Annotated in this window: 17 protein-coding genes; 6 read left to right on the top strand and 11 right to left on the bottom strand. The window is 65.4% G+C overall.

All coding sequences use genetic code 11. The features are described from left to right. The 3 genes from RMO57_RS17330 to RMO57_RS17320 all read right to left on the bottom strand — a co-directional run. Nucleotides 1-1532 (bottom strand): ABC transporter permease (locus RMO57_RS17330; protein ID WP_310388748.1); only part of this gene is annotated, 1532 nt, incomplete at its 3' end. Nucleotides 1533-1543: 11 nt separating this feature from the next. Next, a complete protein-coding gene (locus tag RMO57_RS17325) occupies nucleotides 1544-2221 on the bottom strand; it encodes an ABC transporter ATP-binding protein (RefSeq protein ID WP_310388745.1) in 678 nt (225 codons plus the stop codon). Between the two features lie 19 nt (nucleotides 2222-2240). Beyond that, nucleotides 2241-3551 carry an efflux RND transporter periplasmic adaptor subunit gene (locus RMO57_RS17320; RefSeq protein ID WP_310388743.1) on the bottom strand — a complete coding sequence of 437 codons (1311 nt, stop codon included), beginning with the start codon at nucleotides 3549-3551 and terminating at the stop codon, nucleotides 2241-2243. Between the two features lie 139 nt (nucleotides 3552-3690). Here RMO57_RS17320 and RMO57_RS17315 point away from each other — a divergent pair, with 139 nt between their 5' ends. Further along, entirely contained in the window at nucleotides 3691-5019 is a 1329-nt protein-coding gene (locus RMO57_RS17315) for a sigma-54 dependent transcriptional regulator (protein WP_310388741.1), read from the top strand. Further along, entirely contained in the window at nucleotides 5009-6283 is a 1275-nt protein-coding gene (locus tag RMO57_RS17310) for a sensor histidine kinase (RefSeq protein ID WP_310388740.1), read from the top strand. Before RMO57_RS17315 ends, RMO57_RS17310 begins: the two co-directional genes overlap by 11 nt. A gap of 225 nt (nucleotides 6284-6508) precedes the next feature. Here the strand turns inward: RMO57_RS17310 and RMO57_RS17305 are convergent, their stop codons facing one another. The 7 genes from RMO57_RS17305 to RMO57_RS17275 form a co-directional block, all read right to left on the bottom strand. Beyond that, a complete protein-coding gene (locus RMO57_RS17305) occupies nucleotides 6509-7126 on the bottom strand; it encodes a methyltransferase domain-containing protein (RefSeq protein WP_310388738.1) in 618 nt (205 codons plus the stop codon). 13 nt (nucleotides 7127-7139) lie between these two features. Continuing rightward, nucleotides 7140-7982 (bottom strand): HDOD domain-containing protein, encoded by an 843-nt coding sequence (locus RMO57_RS17300; protein ID WP_310388735.1) that lies wholly within the window; start codon nucleotides 7980-7982, stop codon nucleotides 7140-7142. Between the two features lie 93 nt (nucleotides 7983-8075). Then, entirely contained in the window at nucleotides 8076-8336 is a 261-nt protein-coding gene (locus RMO57_RS17295; RefSeq protein WP_310388733.1) for a hypothetical protein, read from the bottom strand. 42 nt (nucleotides 8337-8378) lie between these two features. Next, nucleotides 8379-8573 (bottom strand): hypothetical protein, encoded by a 195-nt coding sequence (locus tag RMO57_RS17290; RefSeq protein WP_310388731.1) that lies wholly within the window; start codon nucleotides 8571-8573, stop codon nucleotides 8379-8381. A gap of 377 nt (nucleotides 8574-8950) precedes the next feature. Continuing rightward, nucleotides 8951-9541 (bottom strand): hypothetical protein, encoded by a 591-nt coding sequence (locus RMO57_RS17285; protein WP_310388729.1) that lies wholly within the window; start codon nucleotides 9539-9541, stop codon nucleotides 8951-8953. A 77-nt stretch (nucleotides 9542-9618) separates the two neighbouring features. Then, nucleotides 9619-11703: an elongation factor G gene (fusA, locus tag RMO57_RS17280; RefSeq protein ID WP_310388728.1), complete on the bottom strand. Its 2085-nt coding sequence runs from the start codon at nucleotides 11701-11703 to the stop codon at nucleotides 9619-9621. A gap of 73 nt (nucleotides 11704-11776) precedes the next feature. Continuing rightward, nucleotides 11777-12247 carry a CreA family protein gene (locus RMO57_RS17275; protein ID WP_310388726.1) on the bottom strand — a complete coding sequence of 157 codons (471 nt, stop codon included), beginning with the start codon at nucleotides 12245-12247 and terminating at the stop codon, nucleotides 11777-11779. Between the two features lie 122 nt (nucleotides 12248-12369). Between RMO57_RS17275 and RMO57_RS17270 the strand changes: the two genes are divergently transcribed. The 4 genes from RMO57_RS17270 to RMO57_RS17255 all read left to right on the top strand — a co-directional run bounded on the left by RMO57_RS17270 (nucleotide 12370) and on the right by RMO57_RS17255 (nucleotide 16214). Continuing rightward, entirely contained in the window at nucleotides 12370-13890 is a 1521-nt protein-coding gene (locus RMO57_RS17270) for a glycine betaine ABC transporter substrate-binding protein (RefSeq protein ID WP_310388723.1), read from the top strand. 36 nt (nucleotides 13891-13926) lie between these two features. Further along, a complete protein-coding gene (locus RMO57_RS17265; protein WP_310388721.1) occupies nucleotides 13927-14961 on the top strand; it encodes an endonuclease/exonuclease/phosphatase family protein in 1035 nt (344 codons plus the stop codon). Between the two features lie 39 nt (nucleotides 14962-15000). Further along, the gene (locus tag RMO57_RS17260) at nucleotides 15001-15759 is read left to right on the top strand and encodes an enoyl-CoA hydratase/isomerase family protein (protein ID WP_310388719.1); all 759 of its coding nucleotides are present in this window, start codon (nucleotides 15001-15003) and stop codon (nucleotides 15757-15759) included. Nucleotides 15760-15977: 218 nt separating this feature from the next. Then, entirely contained in the window at nucleotides 15978-16214 is a 237-nt protein-coding gene (locus RMO57_RS17255) for a hypothetical protein (protein ID WP_263535753.1), read from the top strand. Nucleotides 16215-16255: 41 nt separating this feature from the next. Here RMO57_RS17255 and RMO57_RS17250 read toward each other — a convergent pair whose 3' ends face one another. Next, nucleotides 16256-16816: a thymidine kinase gene (locus RMO57_RS17250; RefSeq protein ID WP_310388715.1), complete on the bottom strand. Its 561-nt coding sequence runs from the start codon at nucleotides 16814-16816 to the stop codon at nucleotides 16256-16258. Between the last annotated feature and the right edge of the window lie 226 nt (nucleotides 16817-17042).

Below are 17042 nucleotides of genomic sequence, written 5' to 3'. Positions count from 1 at the left end.
GCATTGCGGTCCATGGACAGATTGCCCGGCACGCTGTCGCTCCAGGCCAGCGCCACCACCTCGGGGCGCAAGCGCAGCGCTTGTTGAAAGTCTTCGGCTTGCTGACCGCTGGCGCCGGCCGGCAGGCGCAGCGTCAATACGCCAGCGGGCGCAAAGCCCAGGTCGCGGGCCAACACATGGCGGTTCTGCGCCGCCAGCAACAGCGCCAAGCTGCTCACCAGCAAAGCGATGCCAAACTGCAGCGTGGTCAAGCCGCGGCGCAGCCAGCGACCGCCTTCGCTCTCGCTGGCCTGGCGGCCTTGCAATGCCGGCGCCGCTTGCATGCGCCAAGCCAGCCAGGCGGGGTAGAGGCACACCAGCAAGCCCAAGCTCAGGCAGGCGAGGCCCAAGCCGGCCAGTGGTGCGAGCTGCAGCAAGCTGTCGGGCAGCGGCACCTGCAGCGCGTCGGCCACCCAAGGCAGGCCCAACCAAGCCAGCAGCAGCGCCACACCGGCCGCCAAGGCGATGCTCAGCTGCGCTTCGACCGCAAATTGCAACAGCAGACGCGGCGGGCTGATGCCTAAGCTTTTGCGCACCGCGATCTCGCGCTGGCGGCTGAGGGTGCGCACGCTGCTGAGGTTGACGCAGTTCATCAAAGCCAGGCACAGCAGCAGGCCGGCGACGCCGCCCAGCGCACTCAGCACCATCAGGCGCTGGCGGCCGGCGCGGCCCTCGAAGGGCAGCTGCGTGATCGGCAGCGCGCGCATGAAGGCCGCCTTGCGCCCACCGGCGGTCCAATCGGCGGGCAGCTGCGTCATCACCGGGCTGTGGTCAAGCAAACTCTGCGCGATGGCGCCCACCTGCTCGGTGCTGGCACCGGGTGCCAAGCGCGCGAAGACTTGGCCGTTGATCTGAAACCAGGCCGTGCGGGTCTCCTCGTCGATGCCCGCCGCCGGCGAGTCGAAGCTGACGAAGGCTTCGGCCCGCAAGAGGCTGCGCGAGCTGGGCTGCGGCAAGATCGCGGCGACGGTCAATCGCTGGGCGCCCACATCGACGCTGCGACCCAGCGCCACTGCGCTGCCGAACAAGCGTTGCGCCAGCGCCTCGGTCAGAGCAATGGTGTCGGGCCGGCTCAGGGCCGCCGTCAAGTCGCCCTGCAGCGAGCGCAGATTGAACAGCTCCACCAAGCTGGCATCGGCGGCCATGAGATGGGCGCGCAGCCGCCGCTCGCCCTGGCGCAAGGTCGGTGTGTCCTCGGAGGTGCGCGTTAGCAAGCTGAGCGGCGCCTTGGCCTCTTGCAGCGCTTGCTTGAACACAAACGGCGCCCCCAGAAACCAGTCTTCTTGCCGACCCGGCATATTGCCGTGGAAGTCGATCAGCACGATGCGCTTCGGCGCGTGCAATGCCGGGTCGGGGTTGAAGCGCTCGCCCAGCAATACGGCCAGTAAATAGCAGGCCGCCAGGGCCAAGGCCAGGCTGCCGATCAGGACCGCGGCGCTCAGCGGTTCTGCACCCAGTTGGCGCCAGCCGACGCGCAAGTCTTTGAGTGTCATGGCTGTAGCTTTCAAACGGCCAGCGCGTCAACCAGGATGCGCCCGTCCAGCAAGCGCAGGCAGCGATTGGCTTGCGCCGCATGGGCCGGCGAGTGGGTCACCATCACCAGCGTCGTGCCCTCGCTATTGAGTTCGCGCAGGATGCGCATCACCTCGTCGCCTTGCGCGCTGTCGAGATTGCCGGTCGGCTCGTCGGCCAACAGCAGGGCCGGGCGCGAGACGATGGCGCGCGCAATCGCGGCGCGCTGCTGCTGGCCGCCCGAGAGTTGCGAGGGCCGGTGATTGGCGCGGTGCTCAATCCCCAGGCGCTGCATCGCGGTGTTGACGCGGCCCGCATGCTCGGCCACCGGCACATCGCCGTACGCCAAAGCTAACTCGATGTTCTCACGCACACTCAAGTCGTCGATCAGGTTGAAGCTCTGAAACACAAAGCCGATGCGGCCGCGCCGCAGGCGACTCAACTGACGCTCGCTCAAGCCGGTGACGTTCTGGCCGTCGAACCAATATTCGCCGCTGCTGGGTGCGTCGAGCAGGCCCAGGATACTCAAGAGGCTGGACTTGCCGCAGCCCGAGGGGCCGGTGATGGACAGGTACTCGCCCGCTTCGATCTGCAGATCGATCTGGTTCAACGCGGTGGTCTCGACTTCCGCTTGGCGGTGCAGCTTGCTGAGGTTTTTCAGTTGGATCATGGTGGATTTGTGCTCGCGGTCAGGATTTGAGATTCAGAATTTGCGCGTCGCCGAACTGACGCACCTTGGAGACAATCACGCGCTCGCCCGCTGCCAGGCCGTCCAGCACCTCGATCTGGCCGGCGGCGCGCCGGCCCAGGCGCACGCTGCGGCGTGCCGCCGATTGGCGGTCAGGCTTCAGCACATAGACCCAGGCACCGCCGCTGTCGGCGTAGAAGGCGCCGTCCGCCAGCAAGCGCGCCTGTGCTGGCGATCCCAGGCGGATGCGGGCGTCCAGGCTCTGGCCGGCCTGCAGCGCAGGCGGCATCTCCTGGGTGAACTCCAGCTCGACGCCGAAGCGGCCGTCCTTGACCTGCGGCAGGCGCTGCGACACGGTCAGGGGCCAGGTCGTGCCGGCAGCCTGCAGGCTGGCCTGCAGGCCGGTCTGCACCCGCGTCAGATAGAACTCATCGACATTGCCGCTGAGCTTGAAGCGGGTGATGTCGTCAATGCGGCCGAGCCGGTCGCCCGGCTTGACGGAGCTGCCGACTTGCAACGTGAAGCCGCTCAACTGACCGTCGCGCGGCGCGCGGGCCGCCAGGCCCGAGGCCGCCCTTCTCACCACGGCCAGCCCCTCGCTCAAGCCTTTGACGGCGCGTTCCATCTCGGCGACCGCCTGCTCGCGGGTGCGCAGCTCGGTGTTGCCGTCCACCTTGGCCTGCGCGAGCAGGCGCTGTTGTTGTGCCAGCTTCAGGCGCGCGTCCTCCAGCACCGCGCTGGAGACAAAGCCTTGCGCGGCCAAGTCCTGCTGGCGCCTGAGGTCGTTCTCGGCCTTGGTCAACTCGTGCGCCAGCGTGCTGACGTCACGTCGCTGCATCGCCTGGGCATTGGCCAGTGCCGTGCGCTGCATCGCCAAATTAGCCAGCTGCTGAGCCACCTCGGACGCGCGCTGCAAAACCTCCTGCTCGCGCTGGGGGTTAGACAGCCGGTACAGCAGGGCGCCCTCTTTGAGCATGTCGCCGTCGCGCACCAGTACCGCGTCGACACGGCCGCTCTCGGTCGCGTCCAGCAGCACCTGGTGGGCCGGCAAGACCTGGGCGCGCAAGACCAGCTCGTCCAGCAACAGGCCATCGGTGACCGTCGAGATGCTCACCTCGCTCAGCGCCACGCTCAGGCCGCGCGGCACGCTCAGGTACAGCAGCGCCGCGGCCAGTGCTACGCCCGCAACAACAGCGGCCCAGCGCAGCCGGCGCGCATATTTGTTCACAGGCAGGGCACGGTCCATGGCGGCCCCGCTGACGGCCGCCGCGGGGCGCAGATTGTGGAGATTGGCATTCGCAGCTGAGTTCATGCCTGAGTGAGTGCAAATGCCGTGCCATGCACGCCAGCCCCTGTTGCCGCAGCGATGGGCACGCCACTGTCCGGTTCCGGACAGTCGACGTCAGCAGCCTGGTCGGTTCCGGACAGCGTGCGCTGCTACGCTGTCGGCCATGGCAATTTTGATTCTTGACGACGACCCCGATGTTGGTACCGCCGCCCGGCTGCTGCTGCAGCGCCGTTTTGGCCCGGTGCGGGTGTTGCAGCAACCGGCCGAGCTGGCCGGCGCGCTGGCGGCCGAGCCGGTTGAGCTGCTTTTGCTGGACATGAATTTCCTACCCGGCCATACCGACGGTGCACAGGGGCTGGCACTGCTGCGGCAGGTCTTGCAGCTCGGCGCCAAGGCGCCGCGCGTCATCGTGATGACCGCCTATGCCGAGGTCAGCCTGGCGGTGGCTTCGTTGAAAGACGGGGCCTTCGACTTCATCACCAAGCCCTGGGACAACCCCAAGCTGGTCGCCACGGTGGCGGCCGCTCTGGCCAGCCGGCAAGCCGTCAACATGCAGCCCTCGACCCTGCTCGGTGAGTCGCGGCCTATGCGCGACCTGCGCGCCTTGATTCAAAGCGTGGCGCCGACCGAGGCGAATGTGCTGGTGTTGGGTGAGATGGGCTCGGGCAAGGAGTTGGTGGCGCGCGAAATCCACGCCCAGTCCAAGCGTGCCGATCAGACTTTTCTGGCCGTCGACCTGGGCGCCTTGAGCGAGACCACGCTGGAGAGCGAGCTGTTCGGCCACAAGCGCGGCAGCTTCACCGATGCCCGCAACGAGCGGCCCGGCCGCTTCCAGGCGGCCGAGGGCGGCACGCTGTTTTTGGACGAGGTGGCCAATCTGCCGCTGGCCGGCCAGGCCAAGCTGCTGACGGTGCTGGAGCGGCGCGAATTGACGCCGCTGGGCGCTGACCGCGCCCAGGCCGTCAATGTGCGCATCGTCAGCGCCACCAATCTGGCCGAGCCGGCCTTGTTTGACGCGCAGCGCTTTAGGCCCGACTTGCTGTACCGCCTCAACACCATCGTGCTGCGCGTGCCGCCGCTGCGCGAGCGTCGCGACGATCTGCCCTTGCTGCTCGATCACTATTTGAGCCATTACGCCGCCCAGTACGGCAAGCCGCTGCGCTTTTGCAGCGCGGCCGCGCTGGACGCGGCTCGGGCGCATGACTGGCACGGCAATGTGCGGGCGCTGCGCCATGCCTGTGAACGCGCCGTTATCTTGGCGCCGGGTGCGCTGATCGAAGCGGCGGATCTGGCTTTGCAGAATGCGGCGCCAGCGCCTGCTTCAAGCCCGGCGGTAGAGCTGGGCACGGCGCCGCTGCCGCTGAGTGCGCTGGAGCGCGGCGCGCTGGTCGAGGCCATGCGCTCGGCCCAGGGCAATATCAGCCAGGCCGCGCGCCTGCTCGGCTTGAGTCGGGCGGCGTTGTACCGGCGGCTGGAAAAATATGGACTCTAGGCGGCCCTTCCGGCGCTGGCCCTTGCTGCTGTGGGCGGCGCTGATGTGCATGGGCGCGGCGTTGGCCGGCTGGCAGCATGAGTCGCCGCGCTTGCTCGTGCTGGCGCTGTTGCTGCTCATCGCGGGCGGCTGCGGCGCTAGCCTTAGGCTGCGGCCGCTGATGGATTTGGCGCGTCGGGCCGAGCTGCCGCCGCTGGCTCGCCCGCCCGAGTCGGCGCGCGAGGCCGAGCTGATGCAGCAGCGCTTGCTGCGCCTCGAGGCCTGCTTGGAGCATGCGCCGGTGGCACTGTGGCAGCAGCAGGGTCACGGGGTGGGGCAGGGCCAAGTTGTGCCGCTCAACAATGCCGCGCGGCGCTTGTTGGCACCCGGCGGCGCGCAAGCTGGTGCCGAGCTGTTGGCCGGTTTGGCGCATGCGGGTGGGCACCGCCTTGGCCACAGTCCCTTCAGCTATGAGAGTGAACGCGGCAGCGAACGCTGCTTGCTGGCCAGCCGCGAGCTGGTGATAGACCGGCTGCCCGAGCGACTGCTCGCCTTGATGCCGATCGAGTCGGAGCTGGAGGCCCAGACGCTGAAAGCCTGGCGCCAGCTGGTCCATGTGCTGACGCATGAAATCATGAACTCGCTGACGCCGATTTCCTCGCTCTCGCGCACCGCACGGGACTTGCTGGCCGAGCCGGCTGCTTTGGCTGCCAATCAGCCTGACCTGACCCTGGCGCTGGACACGATTGCGCGCCGAACCGACGCTTTGGCCAGCTTTGTCGCCAACTACCGCCGTGTCAGCGAGCTGCCCGAGCCCAAGCTGGCACCTGTGCGCTTGAATGAGTTGTTAGCGCGTCTGGAGCAAATGGTCGGCGCCGACTGGGCGGCGCGTGGCGGCGCGGCTGTCTTTGCGGTCGAGCCGGCCAGCCTGACGCTGATGGCCGACGCCGGCCAGCTGGAGCAGGCGCTGCTGAATCTGATCAAGAACGCCGCCCAAGCCTGCGCATCGCAGGGCGAACCGCGTCTCAGCGTGACGGCCCGTCTGGTGCGAGGCGGGCGCCTCAGCATCGAGGTGCGCGACAACGGCCCCGGCGTGCCTGCCGGCCTGGAGAACGACATCTTCTTGCCCTTTTTCAGCACCAAACCCTTGGCCAAGCCCGGGGCTGCGGAAGGTGGTCAGGGGATTGGTTTGGCGGTGGTCCGCAACCTGATCCACGGCATGGGCGGCAGCGTGCGCTACGTCAAGCCGGTCAGTGGTGGGGCGGCGTTTGTGTTGAGTTTTTAGAGGCGGCACGGTGGTTTTGAAAGCGATGCAGGGCTGTTCAGCAAGGCCGATCGCCGGTTGCTTTTGGAGCGCAGCTTGGTGCCGTGATGTGTAGATGTACAGAAGGGCACAGCGCTGAGCAATTCAGCCAAGCCCAAGCGGCGCAAGAGCCAGCAGCATTGATCCCCTTCTAGGCTGCATATGCTGACCGAGTCAAGCCCCCTGCAAACTCTGGCTACACATTCATCAGCGCCTGACCAGCACCACCGCCAACTCCGTCCAGCCCTGCGCATGGGGCTGCGCGGCGTAAGGCGGGGCGGGCCAATCCCAGCACTCAGACGGAAACAAGGCCCGCACCGCTTGAATGTCGCAGTGGTAGGGCGGGCCCTCAAGCATGCCTTGGCCGGCGCTGTCGCGTCTGGCCTGCATCAGCAAGGCGAACAGGCGGCCACCCGGTTTGAGCCAGCGATGCAGCTGGTCGGCATAAGCGCGCCAATGATCCGGATGCAGGGCGCACAGACAGGTTTGCTCGTAGACCGCGTCGAAAGCGGTGGCGGCCTGCCAGGTCAGCACATCGGCCTGTTCAACCCGACCGCGGCCCTGCGCCTCCGGTGTGGCGAGCTGGGCGCGTGCCAGCTCCACGGCGGCGGGGGCGTAGTCAAGCCCCCGTGCGTCAATGCCGGCCTTGGCCAGCAGCAGGAGTTCATGCCCGCGCCCGCATCCCGGGATCAGCAGGCTCAGACCCGCGCTCAGCAAGCCTTGATCTAGCCAAAGTTTGAGCTGCGGGTGAGCGTCGCCGCGGTCCCAGGGGATTTGCCCTGTGACGAAGCGCTGCTGCCAGAAGTCTTGTGTCGGCCCGGCCATCTCAGGCGCTCGCTCAGTCGAACTCGTGCAGCAGTTTGAGCGTCGCCTCTTGGCTCAAATTCAGCAGCTTGGCGATTTCGAGCAAATCATCCGGCACGGCCTCGTCGTTCCAGTCATCGGCGGTGTGGCGCGCCAACCGGATAGCCAACTTGACGCACTGCACTTGTGGATCATTGGCGCGTTTGTCATTGGTGATGTGTTGCAGCAACTCAGGCAAGCGCCAAGCCTGCATCAGCGCTTGCTCCAGGTCACTCAGCTCAATATGCAAGATCTCGCGCTGCACCGCCGAGCTGCGCAAATGGCGATCGGCGGCCTGCCGGTCGCGGATCTGCTGCGCCAAATCGGGCGCATTGACCCACAACAGCATCTCGGCAAAGTCATGCAGCAAAGCGGCACTGTGAATGACCGCCGCATCCGGGTCGCGCCTGTGGATGGCAAAGGACAGGGCAAAGCGGGCCGCTCGCTCGGCCCGGTGCAGCACCCGCTGCAGGCCGTCGAGCGCCTGTGGTTGGGCGGCCAACCGGTCTTCAACCGTCGGCTGGGGCCCAAATTCGCGAAAAAAGGGCGTGATGCCCATCAAGACCAAGGCGGCGGTGACGGTCTCGGCATCGGTCAGCGAACGGCTGGAGCGATGGCTGGCGGCATAGGCCAGCACCTTCAGCGTCATCAAGGGGTCGGTGGCAATCATCTCGCCGAGGCTGTTGGCGTCAACGGCGTCTTCGTTGCAACGCAAGAGCTCAAGCGATTCGGCGGTTTCCGCCAACACGGGAATTTCAGCCTTGCAAAACAGCGCCGTCCATGCGGCCAAGTCCGGTGGGGCTTGGCGCACGGCGGAAATGGGTGTGGACGCGGGCATGGGGCTTTGTAGTCAAGTGATGCCCGATGGTAGCGCTGCCGCTGTACCGCGGTGGCCAGAACAGCACCCGAAATAGCGTGCTTGCCGTGGCCATCACAGGCGCGTGATGCCGGCCAGGGTGCCGATGCGCCGGCCGTCCGCATACAGCGCACCTTCCGGCGCACCGGCCTCGGCATAGAACTCCAGCTCGGGCTTGGGCCTAGGGCGGCGCCTTGGCATCAAACGCTGTGCCAAACGAGCCAAGAGCGCGCTGCCGCAGCGCAAGGCAATCGCCAGATGTAGGCGCCAGGCCTCGTGGGTCCATTCGTAGTCGGCGGCGTTCGCGTCGGGGCCGCGCAGTTCTCTCAATTGCATGATGTCTCTCCTTGCCGGCCCCATCGAATCGGGCCGTTGAGTTCAGGCGCTGCTGTCGGGCAGCGTCATTTCCAGGGTTTGCTTGTGCAACTCGCGGCGCGCCGTTTGGCGCTGGCTGCTGCCGGTGTTGAAGTGGCCGTGCTTGCCGGCCTGGCGCATCAGCGCCGGGGCAACCAGCGGATTGCGCGGCTTGCGCAACTTCAGGTTCAGCGGGCGGGGGCTGGTGAATTGAGTCATGGCTTTGTTTCCTTGGCGAGTGCGGCCGCAAATGCTTCGGCCATGCGGCAGCGCGACGGCGCCACTGCGGTAAAAGTAGACAAGCTGCAGGCGGACCCAGGGTCGGCCTTGAAAAAATGCAGCGGCTCCCGGATCGATACGGCTGATCCAGCGATGAGCTGCGCGGGTGGGTGCAGGGCCGGCCTTGCTGAGCACTTGACGCGTCAGTACAGCGGGGTGCGCCCGTTTAGGTGTTGATAAGGCGTTGGAGATGAGGTGATCGCCGCGGTGTAGAACGCCGCGACTTGTGCAAATGATAAACGATTGTTTATCTTGCGCAAGTGTTTTGCCTATTTTTTGATAAAGAAACTAGGGGGGTGCAGCGCACGGCGCCTAGCTCAGCGTTTCTTCGGCTTCAGCGGCGCGATGCCTTGTTGAATGCGCCGCCATTCGTCCAGCTCGGCCGCACCACCGCCGACAGGGGCTTTCGCCTGTGCGGCGGTGGTCAGGGCCGGTGCCACCGGACGCGTCGGCTTGGGCGGTGGCGCGGCCACCGGCGGCGTCAGCACTTCGCCCAGCAGGTCCAGCAGCCGGGTGCGGGCGCGCTGCGGGTGGCGCCGGTAATAGGTCAGCACCAAGCCCACGATAAAGCGCTCGTCATCATCTTGCGGCACGCTGGGTGCTGCGTCCTGCGGCGGCGCTGCGGCCGGCAGGGCCTTGTTGCTGTGCTGGGGGCTGTCCATCCAGCCGGCGGGCTTGTGGAACAGCTGCTCGAACTGGCGCGCCAGCCGCTCGCCAATCTGGCGCGAACGGCTTTTGATCTGGCTCCAGTAGCTGGGCTGGATCTGCAGGCGCTCGGCACAACGCCGCTCCAGCCCGCGCAAAGCGGCTGCATCGGGGTGTTTGACGGCGGCGGTGACGAATTCTTCGAACAGGAGCATCGCGTTGTCCAGACGGACTTGGGCGACGTCCACAGGGGCGGATGACATCTTCGTATGATAAAGCCTCGTTGCTCGCGCCCCATCAGTGGGTGCAAATCAACAGATAAAGATGTTCAACCCGTCAATCAGTCCACGTCTTCGCCGGCCTTGTAGGCCGCCATCAGCTGGCTTTGCGTGTTAGGGGGCACGGCGTCATAGTGCGACAGCAGCAAGGTGTAGCGCCCTTGGCCGCTGGTCATCGCATTGAGCCGGGTCTGGTAATTGCTCAGCTCGGCCAGCGGTGCCAGGCCCTGCACGATGAGGGTGCCGGGCACCGCCGTGCTGGTGCCGTTGACTTGGCCGCGGCGGGCGGCGAGGTCGCCGGTAATGTCGCCGACGGCCGCCGCCGGGCTGCTGATCTGGATCTGCACCACCGGCTCCAAGACCAAGGGACTGGCCTCGCGCACGGCGGCGATCAAGGCACGCCGGCCGGCAGTGACGAAGGCGATCTCCTTGCTGTCGACCGCATGGTGTTTGCCGTCAAACACGGTGACGCGCAAATCGACCAAGCTGTAGCCCGCCACTACGCCGCTGTCCAGCGCGGAGCGCACGCCTTTTTCCACCGCCGGCATGTATTGGCCCGGGATGGTGCCGCCCCTGACCGCGTCGATGAACTCAAAGCCGGCGCCGCGCGCCAAGGGCTCGACGCGCAAATAGACCTCGCCGAACTGACCGGCGCCGCCGCTCTGCTTTTTGTGCCGGTAATGGCCTTCGGCTCGCGCCGCGATGGTCTCGCGGTAGGCCACCCGCGGCGGCTGGGTCAGCACCTCGAATTTGTAGCTGTCATGCAGCCGCTCCAGCAGCATGCGCAGGTGCAACTCGCCCAGACCGTAGACGACGGTTTCATGGGTCTGGCCGCTGCGCTCCAGCTTCAGGCAAGGATCTTCATCGACCAGCCGGCCGAGAATCTCCCACAGCCGCTGCTCGTCACCATGGCGGGCCGGGCTGATGGCCAGGCCATGCACCGGCACCGGGAAGTCCAGCGGGCGCAAGAAGATGTGCTCGTCCTCGGGCGCGTCATGCAAGACGGCGTCGTAATGCAGCTCGTCAACCTTGGCAATCGCGCACAGATCGCCCGGCAAGGCCCGCTCGACCTCAATATGTTTATTGCCCTGCAGCATGAACAGATGGCCGACCCGGAAGGGCTTGCGGCTCTTGTCCATGAAGAGCTGGCTATTGCGCGTCAGCGTGCCCTGATGCACGCGCAGCACGCCCAGCTTGCCCAGATAGGGGTCGCTGACCACCTTGAACACATGGGCCAGCACATGGGCGGCAGGGTCGGGCTTGGCCTGCAGCGGCTCGGCCGCGCCGTTTTCAGCAGAAGCGCTGGCGCGCAGGAACTGCGGCGGGTTGCCCTCGGCCGGGTTGGGCAGCAGGCGCTCAATCACGTCCAGCAGCTCGGCCACGCCGGCGCCGCTGCGCGCTGAAGTGAAGCAGACCGGGATCAGGTGGCCTTCGCGCAGCGCCTGTTCCAGTGGGGCATGCAGCTCGCGCGGGTCGACATCGCCTTCGTTCAAGTAACGCTCTACAAAGGCGGCATCCACTTCCACCACCTGCTCGACCAGCGCCTGGTGCGCAATGCCGACCGACGAAAAATCGGCCACGCCGCTGATGTTGTGAAAGCAATCCAGCACGCGGCGGCCGCCGTCGGCGGGCAGATTCAGGGGCAAGCATTCACGCCCAAAAGCCTCGCGCAGCTGTGCCAGCAAGCCGGGCAGGTCCAGCTCGGCGGCGTCGATCTTATTGATCACGATCAGCCGGCACAGGCCGCGCTGCGCCGCGGTCTCCATCATCTTGGACGCCATCAGCTCAAGGCCGTTCTGCGCATTGATGACGACCACCGCCGTGTCCACCGCCTCCAGCGCCGGCAGCGACTGGCCGATGAAGTCGGCCGCCCCCGGCGTGTCGATGGCATGGATGCGAAGGCCGGCGTGGGCTAGATGGACCAGGGCGGTGTGGAGCGAATGTTGCAGCTTGCGCTCCAGCGGGTCGAAGTCGCTGACGGTATTGCCGCGCTCAATGCTGCCGGCCTGGGCAATGCTGCCGGCTTGCAGCAGCAGCGCCTCCAGCAGGGTGGTTTTGCCCGCGCCGGCCGGCCCGACCAAGGCCAAAGTGCGAATCGCCGCTAAGCCGGGGCCGCTCTCCTCGGAATGACTGCTGGGACTGGGCATGGCGCGCTCCTTTGAGATGGGATGCAGAGCCTGCAGCGTAGAGTAAGCCCGGCCGGCTTACAAGGGTGGCCGGCTACTTGATCGGAATTGGCGTGCCGCGCTCGACCGGCACGGCGCTGATGCTGTTTTGCGGCGAGCCCTCGATCACGCGGTCGGAATAGGTCAGATAGACCAGCGTGTTGCGCTTGGCATCGACCATGCGCACGATGCGCAGCTTCTTGAAGATCAGCGAGGTCCGTTCGTTGAACACCTCCTCCTGCTGCGGCAGCGGCTTGGCGAAGCCTATGGGGCCGGTCTGGCGACAGGCAATCGAGGCCTCGGACTTGTCCTCCGCCAGGCCTAGGCCGCCTTTGATGCCGCCGGTCTTGGCGCGCGACACATAGCAGGTGACGCCGCTGACCTTGGGGTCGTCATGCGCATCGACGACGATTTTGTGGTCGGGGCCGATGAATTTGAAGACGGTGTCGACCTCGCCGACCGCGTCCGCCGCCGGGGCTTGCAGGGGCCAGGCCAGCGCCAGGGCAAGTATCAAATTGTGTTGCATTGCAGCTCCAGGTTGAACGCAAAGCGTAGCAGTTGAGGCGATGATGACGGCCAGCTTGTTTGGCAGGGTGGCGTGTTGCTGCGTTGGTCGCCGGCAAGCTTGCTTGGATCATGGAGCCATGGATGCTGAGAATTCCTTTGTTGATGCTTGGTTTGCTGCTCGCCAGCTCGCTGGCTTGGGGCGCCGACGATGTGTTGCGCATAGGCTCCAAACGTTTCACCGAGTCCTACATCCTCGCCCATGTCTTGGCGCAAACCGCGCAGGCCAGTGACAAGGCGGCCAAGGTCGAAGTGCTGGCCGGCCTGGGCAATACGGCCATTGTTTACGCCGCACTACAGGCCGGCTCCATCGATCTCTATCCCGAGTACGCCGGCACCATCGACCAGGAGATTTTGAAGAACGCCAAGCCGTCGAGCTTGGCCGCCATGCGTGAGCAGCTGCGGCCGCTGGGCCTTGGGGTCGATATCGCCTTGGGCTTCAACAATGGCTATGCGCTGGCGATGCGGGCGGACAAGGCGGCCGCCTTGGGGTTGACCAAGCTGTCCGATCTGGCCCGGCAGCCGGCGCTGCGCCTGGGGCTGAGCAACGAGTTCATCGGCCGCGCTGACGGCTGGCCCGGTCTGGCCAAGCGTTATGGCTTGCCGCAGCAGCCGACCGGACTCGATCATGGTCTCGCCTATGACGCGCTGAGCGCTGGTCAAACCGACGTGATCGACATCTACACCACCGACGCCAAAATTGCGCATCTGGGCCTGCGCGTGCTGCAAGATGATGCCGCACATTTCCCTCGTTACGACGCGGTCGTCTTGTACCGGCTTGATGTGCCGCAGCGCTTCCCCGCCACTTGGCGCGCACTGCAAGGCCTGGCCGGCAGCATCGACGAGGCGGCCATGATAGGCATGAACGCCAAGGCCGAACTGCAGGGCAAGCCTTTCGAGACCATCGCCATCGAGCAGCTGACGCCGCAGGCGCAAGTCGAATCCGCCGCAGCGGGTTTTTGGGCCAAGCTGTTTGGCCCCGACCTGCTCAGGCTGACCCTGCAGCATCTGAGTCTGGTCTTGGCCTCGGTCGGCCTGGCGACCCTGATCGGCCTGCCGCTGGCGCTGCTGGTGGCGCCGCATGCCCGCCTGCGCGACCTGGTCTTGGGCGCTTGCGGGCTGTTGCAGACGGTGCCTTCGCTGGCGCTGCTGGCGGTGCTGATCTCCTGGGTTGACCGCATCGGCAGCGTGCCGGCGATGTTGGCGCTGACGCTGTATGCCTTGCTGCCCATCATGCGCAATACCTGCACCGGCTTGGCCGAGGTGCCGGCGGGGCTCAAGCAGGCCGCCATGGCGCTGGGCCTGACGCCGGCGCAAAGCCTGCGCCTGATCGAGCTGCCGCTGGCCCTGCCCATGGTCTTGGCCGGCGTGCGCACGGCGACCAGCATCGCCGTCGGCACGGCCACCATCGCGGCCTTCATCGGCGCGGGCGGCCTGGGCGAGCGCATTGTCACCGGCCTGGCGCTGAATGACCGCGAGCTGCTGCTGGCCGGCGCGCTGCCGGCGGCCGCGCTGGCCCTTTTGTTCGAGGCGGCGTTTGCGCTGCTGGCTCGAGCTTTTAGGCCGCCGCAAAGCGCGCCGCACTTGAAAGCGCGCCTGCCTTGATGCACAGTGCAAACGCCACTTTGCGGAGGTCAGCGCATGAATCTGAAGCAGCTCTCGATTGCCACCTTCAATCTATTCAATCTGAACGAGCCCGGGCATGCGATCTACACCGACCGCTCGGGCTGGACGCAGGCTGAATACGATCTGAAGATCGCCTGGACCGCGCGGCAGCTGACGGTTCTGAAGTCAGACATCTTCGGGTTTCAGGAGCTCTGGCATGCGGCCGCGCTGGAGCGCGCGGTGCAAACGGCCGGTTTGAGCGCTGACTATGACCTGCTGGTGCCGCCGGGGACACAGGGTCAGCAGATCGTCTGCGCAGCCATCGCGCGGAAGGGTTTGCTGACGAGCGCGCCCGAATGGATCAACGCATTCCCGAGCAAGTTCAAGCTGAGTTCACGCGGGGATGATCCGCAAACGCCGCAGATCGAGGTCGGCATCAAGGGCTTCTCGCGCCCGGTGCTGCATTTCACCATCAAGCCGCGCAGCCGCTTTTCCGATGTGCATGTGTATGTCTGCCACTTCAAATCCAAGGGCCCGACCAAGGTTTTTAACGAGCCTTGGTTCAAGGCCGACAAGGCGGGTTACGCCCCGCATGCGCAGGCGTTGGGTGCGGCCCTGTCAACCATTCGGCGCAGCGCCGAGGCCGCCGCCTTGCGCGTCTTGCTGACCGATCAAATGCGGGGTAACGACCGCCCGGTGATCGTGCTGGGCGACATCAATGATGGTCAGCACAGCAACACCGCCAATATCCTGACCGAGCAGCCGCAGTATTTGGTCGGCGACCGTTTGGGTGGCAGCGATGTGGCGCTTTACACCGCGCAGACCTTGCAGGAGTACCGCGACACCCGGGATGTTTACTACACCCATGTGCACCAGGACATCCGCGAGTCGCTCGACCATATCCTCGTCAGCGAGCAGTTCTATGACCACAGCCGCAAACGCCTGTGGTTGTTCGACGGGCTGGCCATCAACAACGACCACCTCAACTTTGACAATCACAAGGCCGACGGCACCAATGACCACGGCGTGATTCGTGCGGCCTTCAGCTTTCACCCGCAGAAGCTCGCCTGAGCCGAGGCTAGACTGCTGACTCCTTTATATGGAGTCACCATGACCGGCCAAGCGCCACTGCTGCAAATCGACGGCCACCTCGCCCGCATCACGCTGCGGCGGCCACGCTTGGCCAATCGGCTTGAGATCGAGGATCTGCGCACCTTGCAGGCGCAGCTAGAGCAGGTCAATCAGGCGGCTGCGGTGCGGGTCTTGCTGCTGAGTGGCGAGGGCCGCTATTTCTGCAGCGGCTTCAATATTGCGGCGGTGCCCGGCGTCGATGCAGGCGCGCTGTTTGAGGCCTTGGCCGATGCTTGGGAAGCGGCCAGACCGATCACGGTGGCCAAGATCCAAGGCGGGCTTTATGGCGGCGCGACCGATCTTGCCCTGGCCTGTGACTTCAGGCTCGGCGGCCCGGCTTGTGAGATGTTTGTGCCGGCGGCGCGTTTGGGCCTGCATTTCTACCGCGGTGGTTTGCAGCGTTATGTCAGCCGCCTCGGACTGCAATGGGCCAAGCGCGTGCTGCTGGCCGGCGCCACCCTGGATGCGAAGCAGATGTTGAGCTGTGGCTTTCTTGACCAACTGCTGAGCGGCGGCGCCGAGCTTGACGCGGCCACCGATGCCCTGGTGGCCGATTTGCTGGCGATGGCGCCACTGGCTTTGTTGGGCATGAAGAAGCATCTGAATGCGATCGCCCGTGGCACGCTCGACGCATCAGCGCTGCAGGCCGATATCAACCATGTCAATCAATCACAGGATTTGGCCGAAGGCGTCGCGGCCTGGCAAGACAAACGCGCGCCTCACTTTGTCGGGCGCTAGCGCTGCGGGCGCCCCGATCTGACGCTGCCGGGCAAGTCTGGATTTGACGCAACTAGGGAATCCCCTCCCTCGGCTGGAGGGGCTCAAGTGGAACTCGCCGCGAGATCGGTCCTCAGATAGTGGAAAATAGGGGGTCTGCAAAAAAGCGCCGACCCGGATCGAGGAAAATCAGGGTTGGGGCACAAGCAAGGCTCTCTTTAACTCAAATCAGGACCGACGTGGCCAAGGACAGTACTAAAACCACCATCGAAGCTGATGGACTGCGCTACCGCTCAAAAGCACCGGGTTCGCCATTTGCGGCGACCTCATCCTTTGGCGCCGCGACCATGTCGTGCTTTTTGTGCGGCAAACATCGCCCGCGCGCGATGCTCAAGTCCAAGAAGCTTTTGGGCAAATCTCAACCGGTGTGCTCGCCCACTTGCAAGGAGTTGGATGAGTTGCTGACCAAGCCGTGATGGCTGGTCATTGATGCATTGACCGGCGCGGCCGGGTGCAATCAAGGCTGCCTGAAACAGCGCCCGCAGACCGCCCGGTAGCGGGCATTACCGCCAATTTCGACCTGGTCCCCGACGGTGACCTTGCGGTTGTTGGCGTCGACACGCATATTCATTGTTGCCTTGCGGCCACAGTCGCAGATGGTCTTCATCTCATCCATTTCGTCGGCCAAGGCCAGCAGGCTGGCTGAACCGGGGAACAGCTCGCCCCGAAAGTCGGTGCGCAGGCCGTAGCAAATCACCGGCAGATTGTGGATATGGGCCAACTCGTGCAGCGCCCAGACCTGCTCTTTCTTGAGAAATTGCGCCTCGTCGATCAGCAAACAGGCCACGCCGGGCTGCGCGGCGTTCAAGGCCAGGAAGTCGGTCTCGGGTCCGAATAATTCGGCCTCGCGCTGAGGGCCCAGTCTGGAGGTGATGTGGCCGCTGCCGTAACGGTCATCAACCCGTGCGGTGAACAGGCGCACGCGATGGCCCCGTTCCTCATAGTTGTGGGCCACTTGCAGCAAGGCGGTTGATTTGCCCGCGTTCATTGCGGCATAACGGAAAAAAAGTTTGGCCATGGAAGGGGGATCTAGGGATTCAGGGGAGGGCGCGCGCTTGGGGTGTCGAGCCGCGAATTTACTGGGCAAAAGAACCGCAGCATTGTGCGCGCAAGGGCGCAATCCAAGACGATTCATCCGCACTCACTCAAACCGCCGCAGTAATCCCCTAAATCGGCGGTATGACTTACCCGCATTGTGACAAAACATGGGGCAAGCGAGGTAGTCAATTGCCATATCTGCCACC

Source organism: Roseateles sp., assembly GCF_031397715.1.
Classification (GTDB): Bacteria; Pseudomonadota; Gammaproteobacteria; order Burkholderiales; family Burkholderiaceae_C; genus Paucibacter_A.
Note: the sequence above shows the minus strand (reverse complement) of the source record. Positions and strands in the feature narration are given on the sequence as shown.

Coding starts and splice junctions, on each gene's coding strand:
- RMO57_RS17325 (WP_310388745.1), bottom strand. CDS start 2,221: ATGATCCAACTGAAAAACCTCAGCAAGCTGCACCGCCAAGCGGAAGTC.
- RMO57_RS17320 (WP_310388743.1), bottom strand. CDS start 3,551: ATGAACTCAGCTGCGAATGCCAATCTCCACAATCTGCGCCCCGCGGCG.
- RMO57_RS17315 (WP_310388741.1), top strand. CDS start 3,691: ATGGCAATTTTGATTCTTGACGACGACCCCGATGTTGGTACCGCCGCC.
- RMO57_RS17310 (WP_310388740.1), top strand. CDS start 5,009: ATGGACTCTAGGCGGCCCTTCCGGCGCTGGCCCTTGCTGCTGTGGGCG.
- RMO57_RS17305 (WP_310388738.1), bottom strand. CDS start 7,126: ATGGCCGGGCCGACACAAGACTTCTGGCAGCAGCGCTTCGTCACAGGG.
- RMO57_RS17300 (WP_310388735.1), bottom strand. CDS start 7,982: ATGCCCGCGTCCACACCCATTTCCGCCGTGCGCCAAGCCCCACCGGAC.
- RMO57_RS17295 (WP_310388733.1), bottom strand. CDS start 8,336: ATGCAATTGAGAGAACTGCGCGGCCCCGACGCGAACGCCGCCGACTAC.
- RMO57_RS17290 (WP_310388731.1), bottom strand. CDS start 8,573: ATGACTCAATTCACCAGCCCCCGCCCGCTGAACCTGAAGTTGCGCAAG.
- RMO57_RS17285 (WP_310388729.1), bottom strand. CDS start 9,541: ATGTCATCCGCCCCTGTGGACGTCGCCCAAGTCCGTCTGGACAACGCG.
- fusA (WP_310388728.1), bottom strand. CDS start 11,703: ATGCCCAGTCCCAGCAGTCATTCCGAGGAGAGCGGCCCCGGCTTAGCG.
- RMO57_RS17275 (WP_310388726.1), bottom strand. CDS start 12,247: ATGCAACACAATTTGATACTTGCCCTGGCGCTGGCCTGGCCCCTGCAA.
- RMO57_RS17270 (WP_310388723.1), top strand. CDS start 12,370: ATGCTGAGAATTCCTTTGTTGATGCTTGGTTTGCTGCTCGCCAGCTCG.
- RMO57_RS17265 (WP_310388721.1), top strand. CDS start 13,927: ATGAATCTGAAGCAGCTCTCGATTGCCACCTTCAATCTATTCAATCTG.
- RMO57_RS17260 (WP_310388719.1), top strand. CDS start 15,001: ATGACCGGCCAAGCGCCACTGCTGCAAATCGACGGCCACCTCGCCCGC.
- RMO57_RS17250 (WP_310388715.1), bottom strand. CDS start 16,816: ATGGCCAAACTTTTTTTCCGTTATGCCGCAATGAACGCGGGCAAATCA.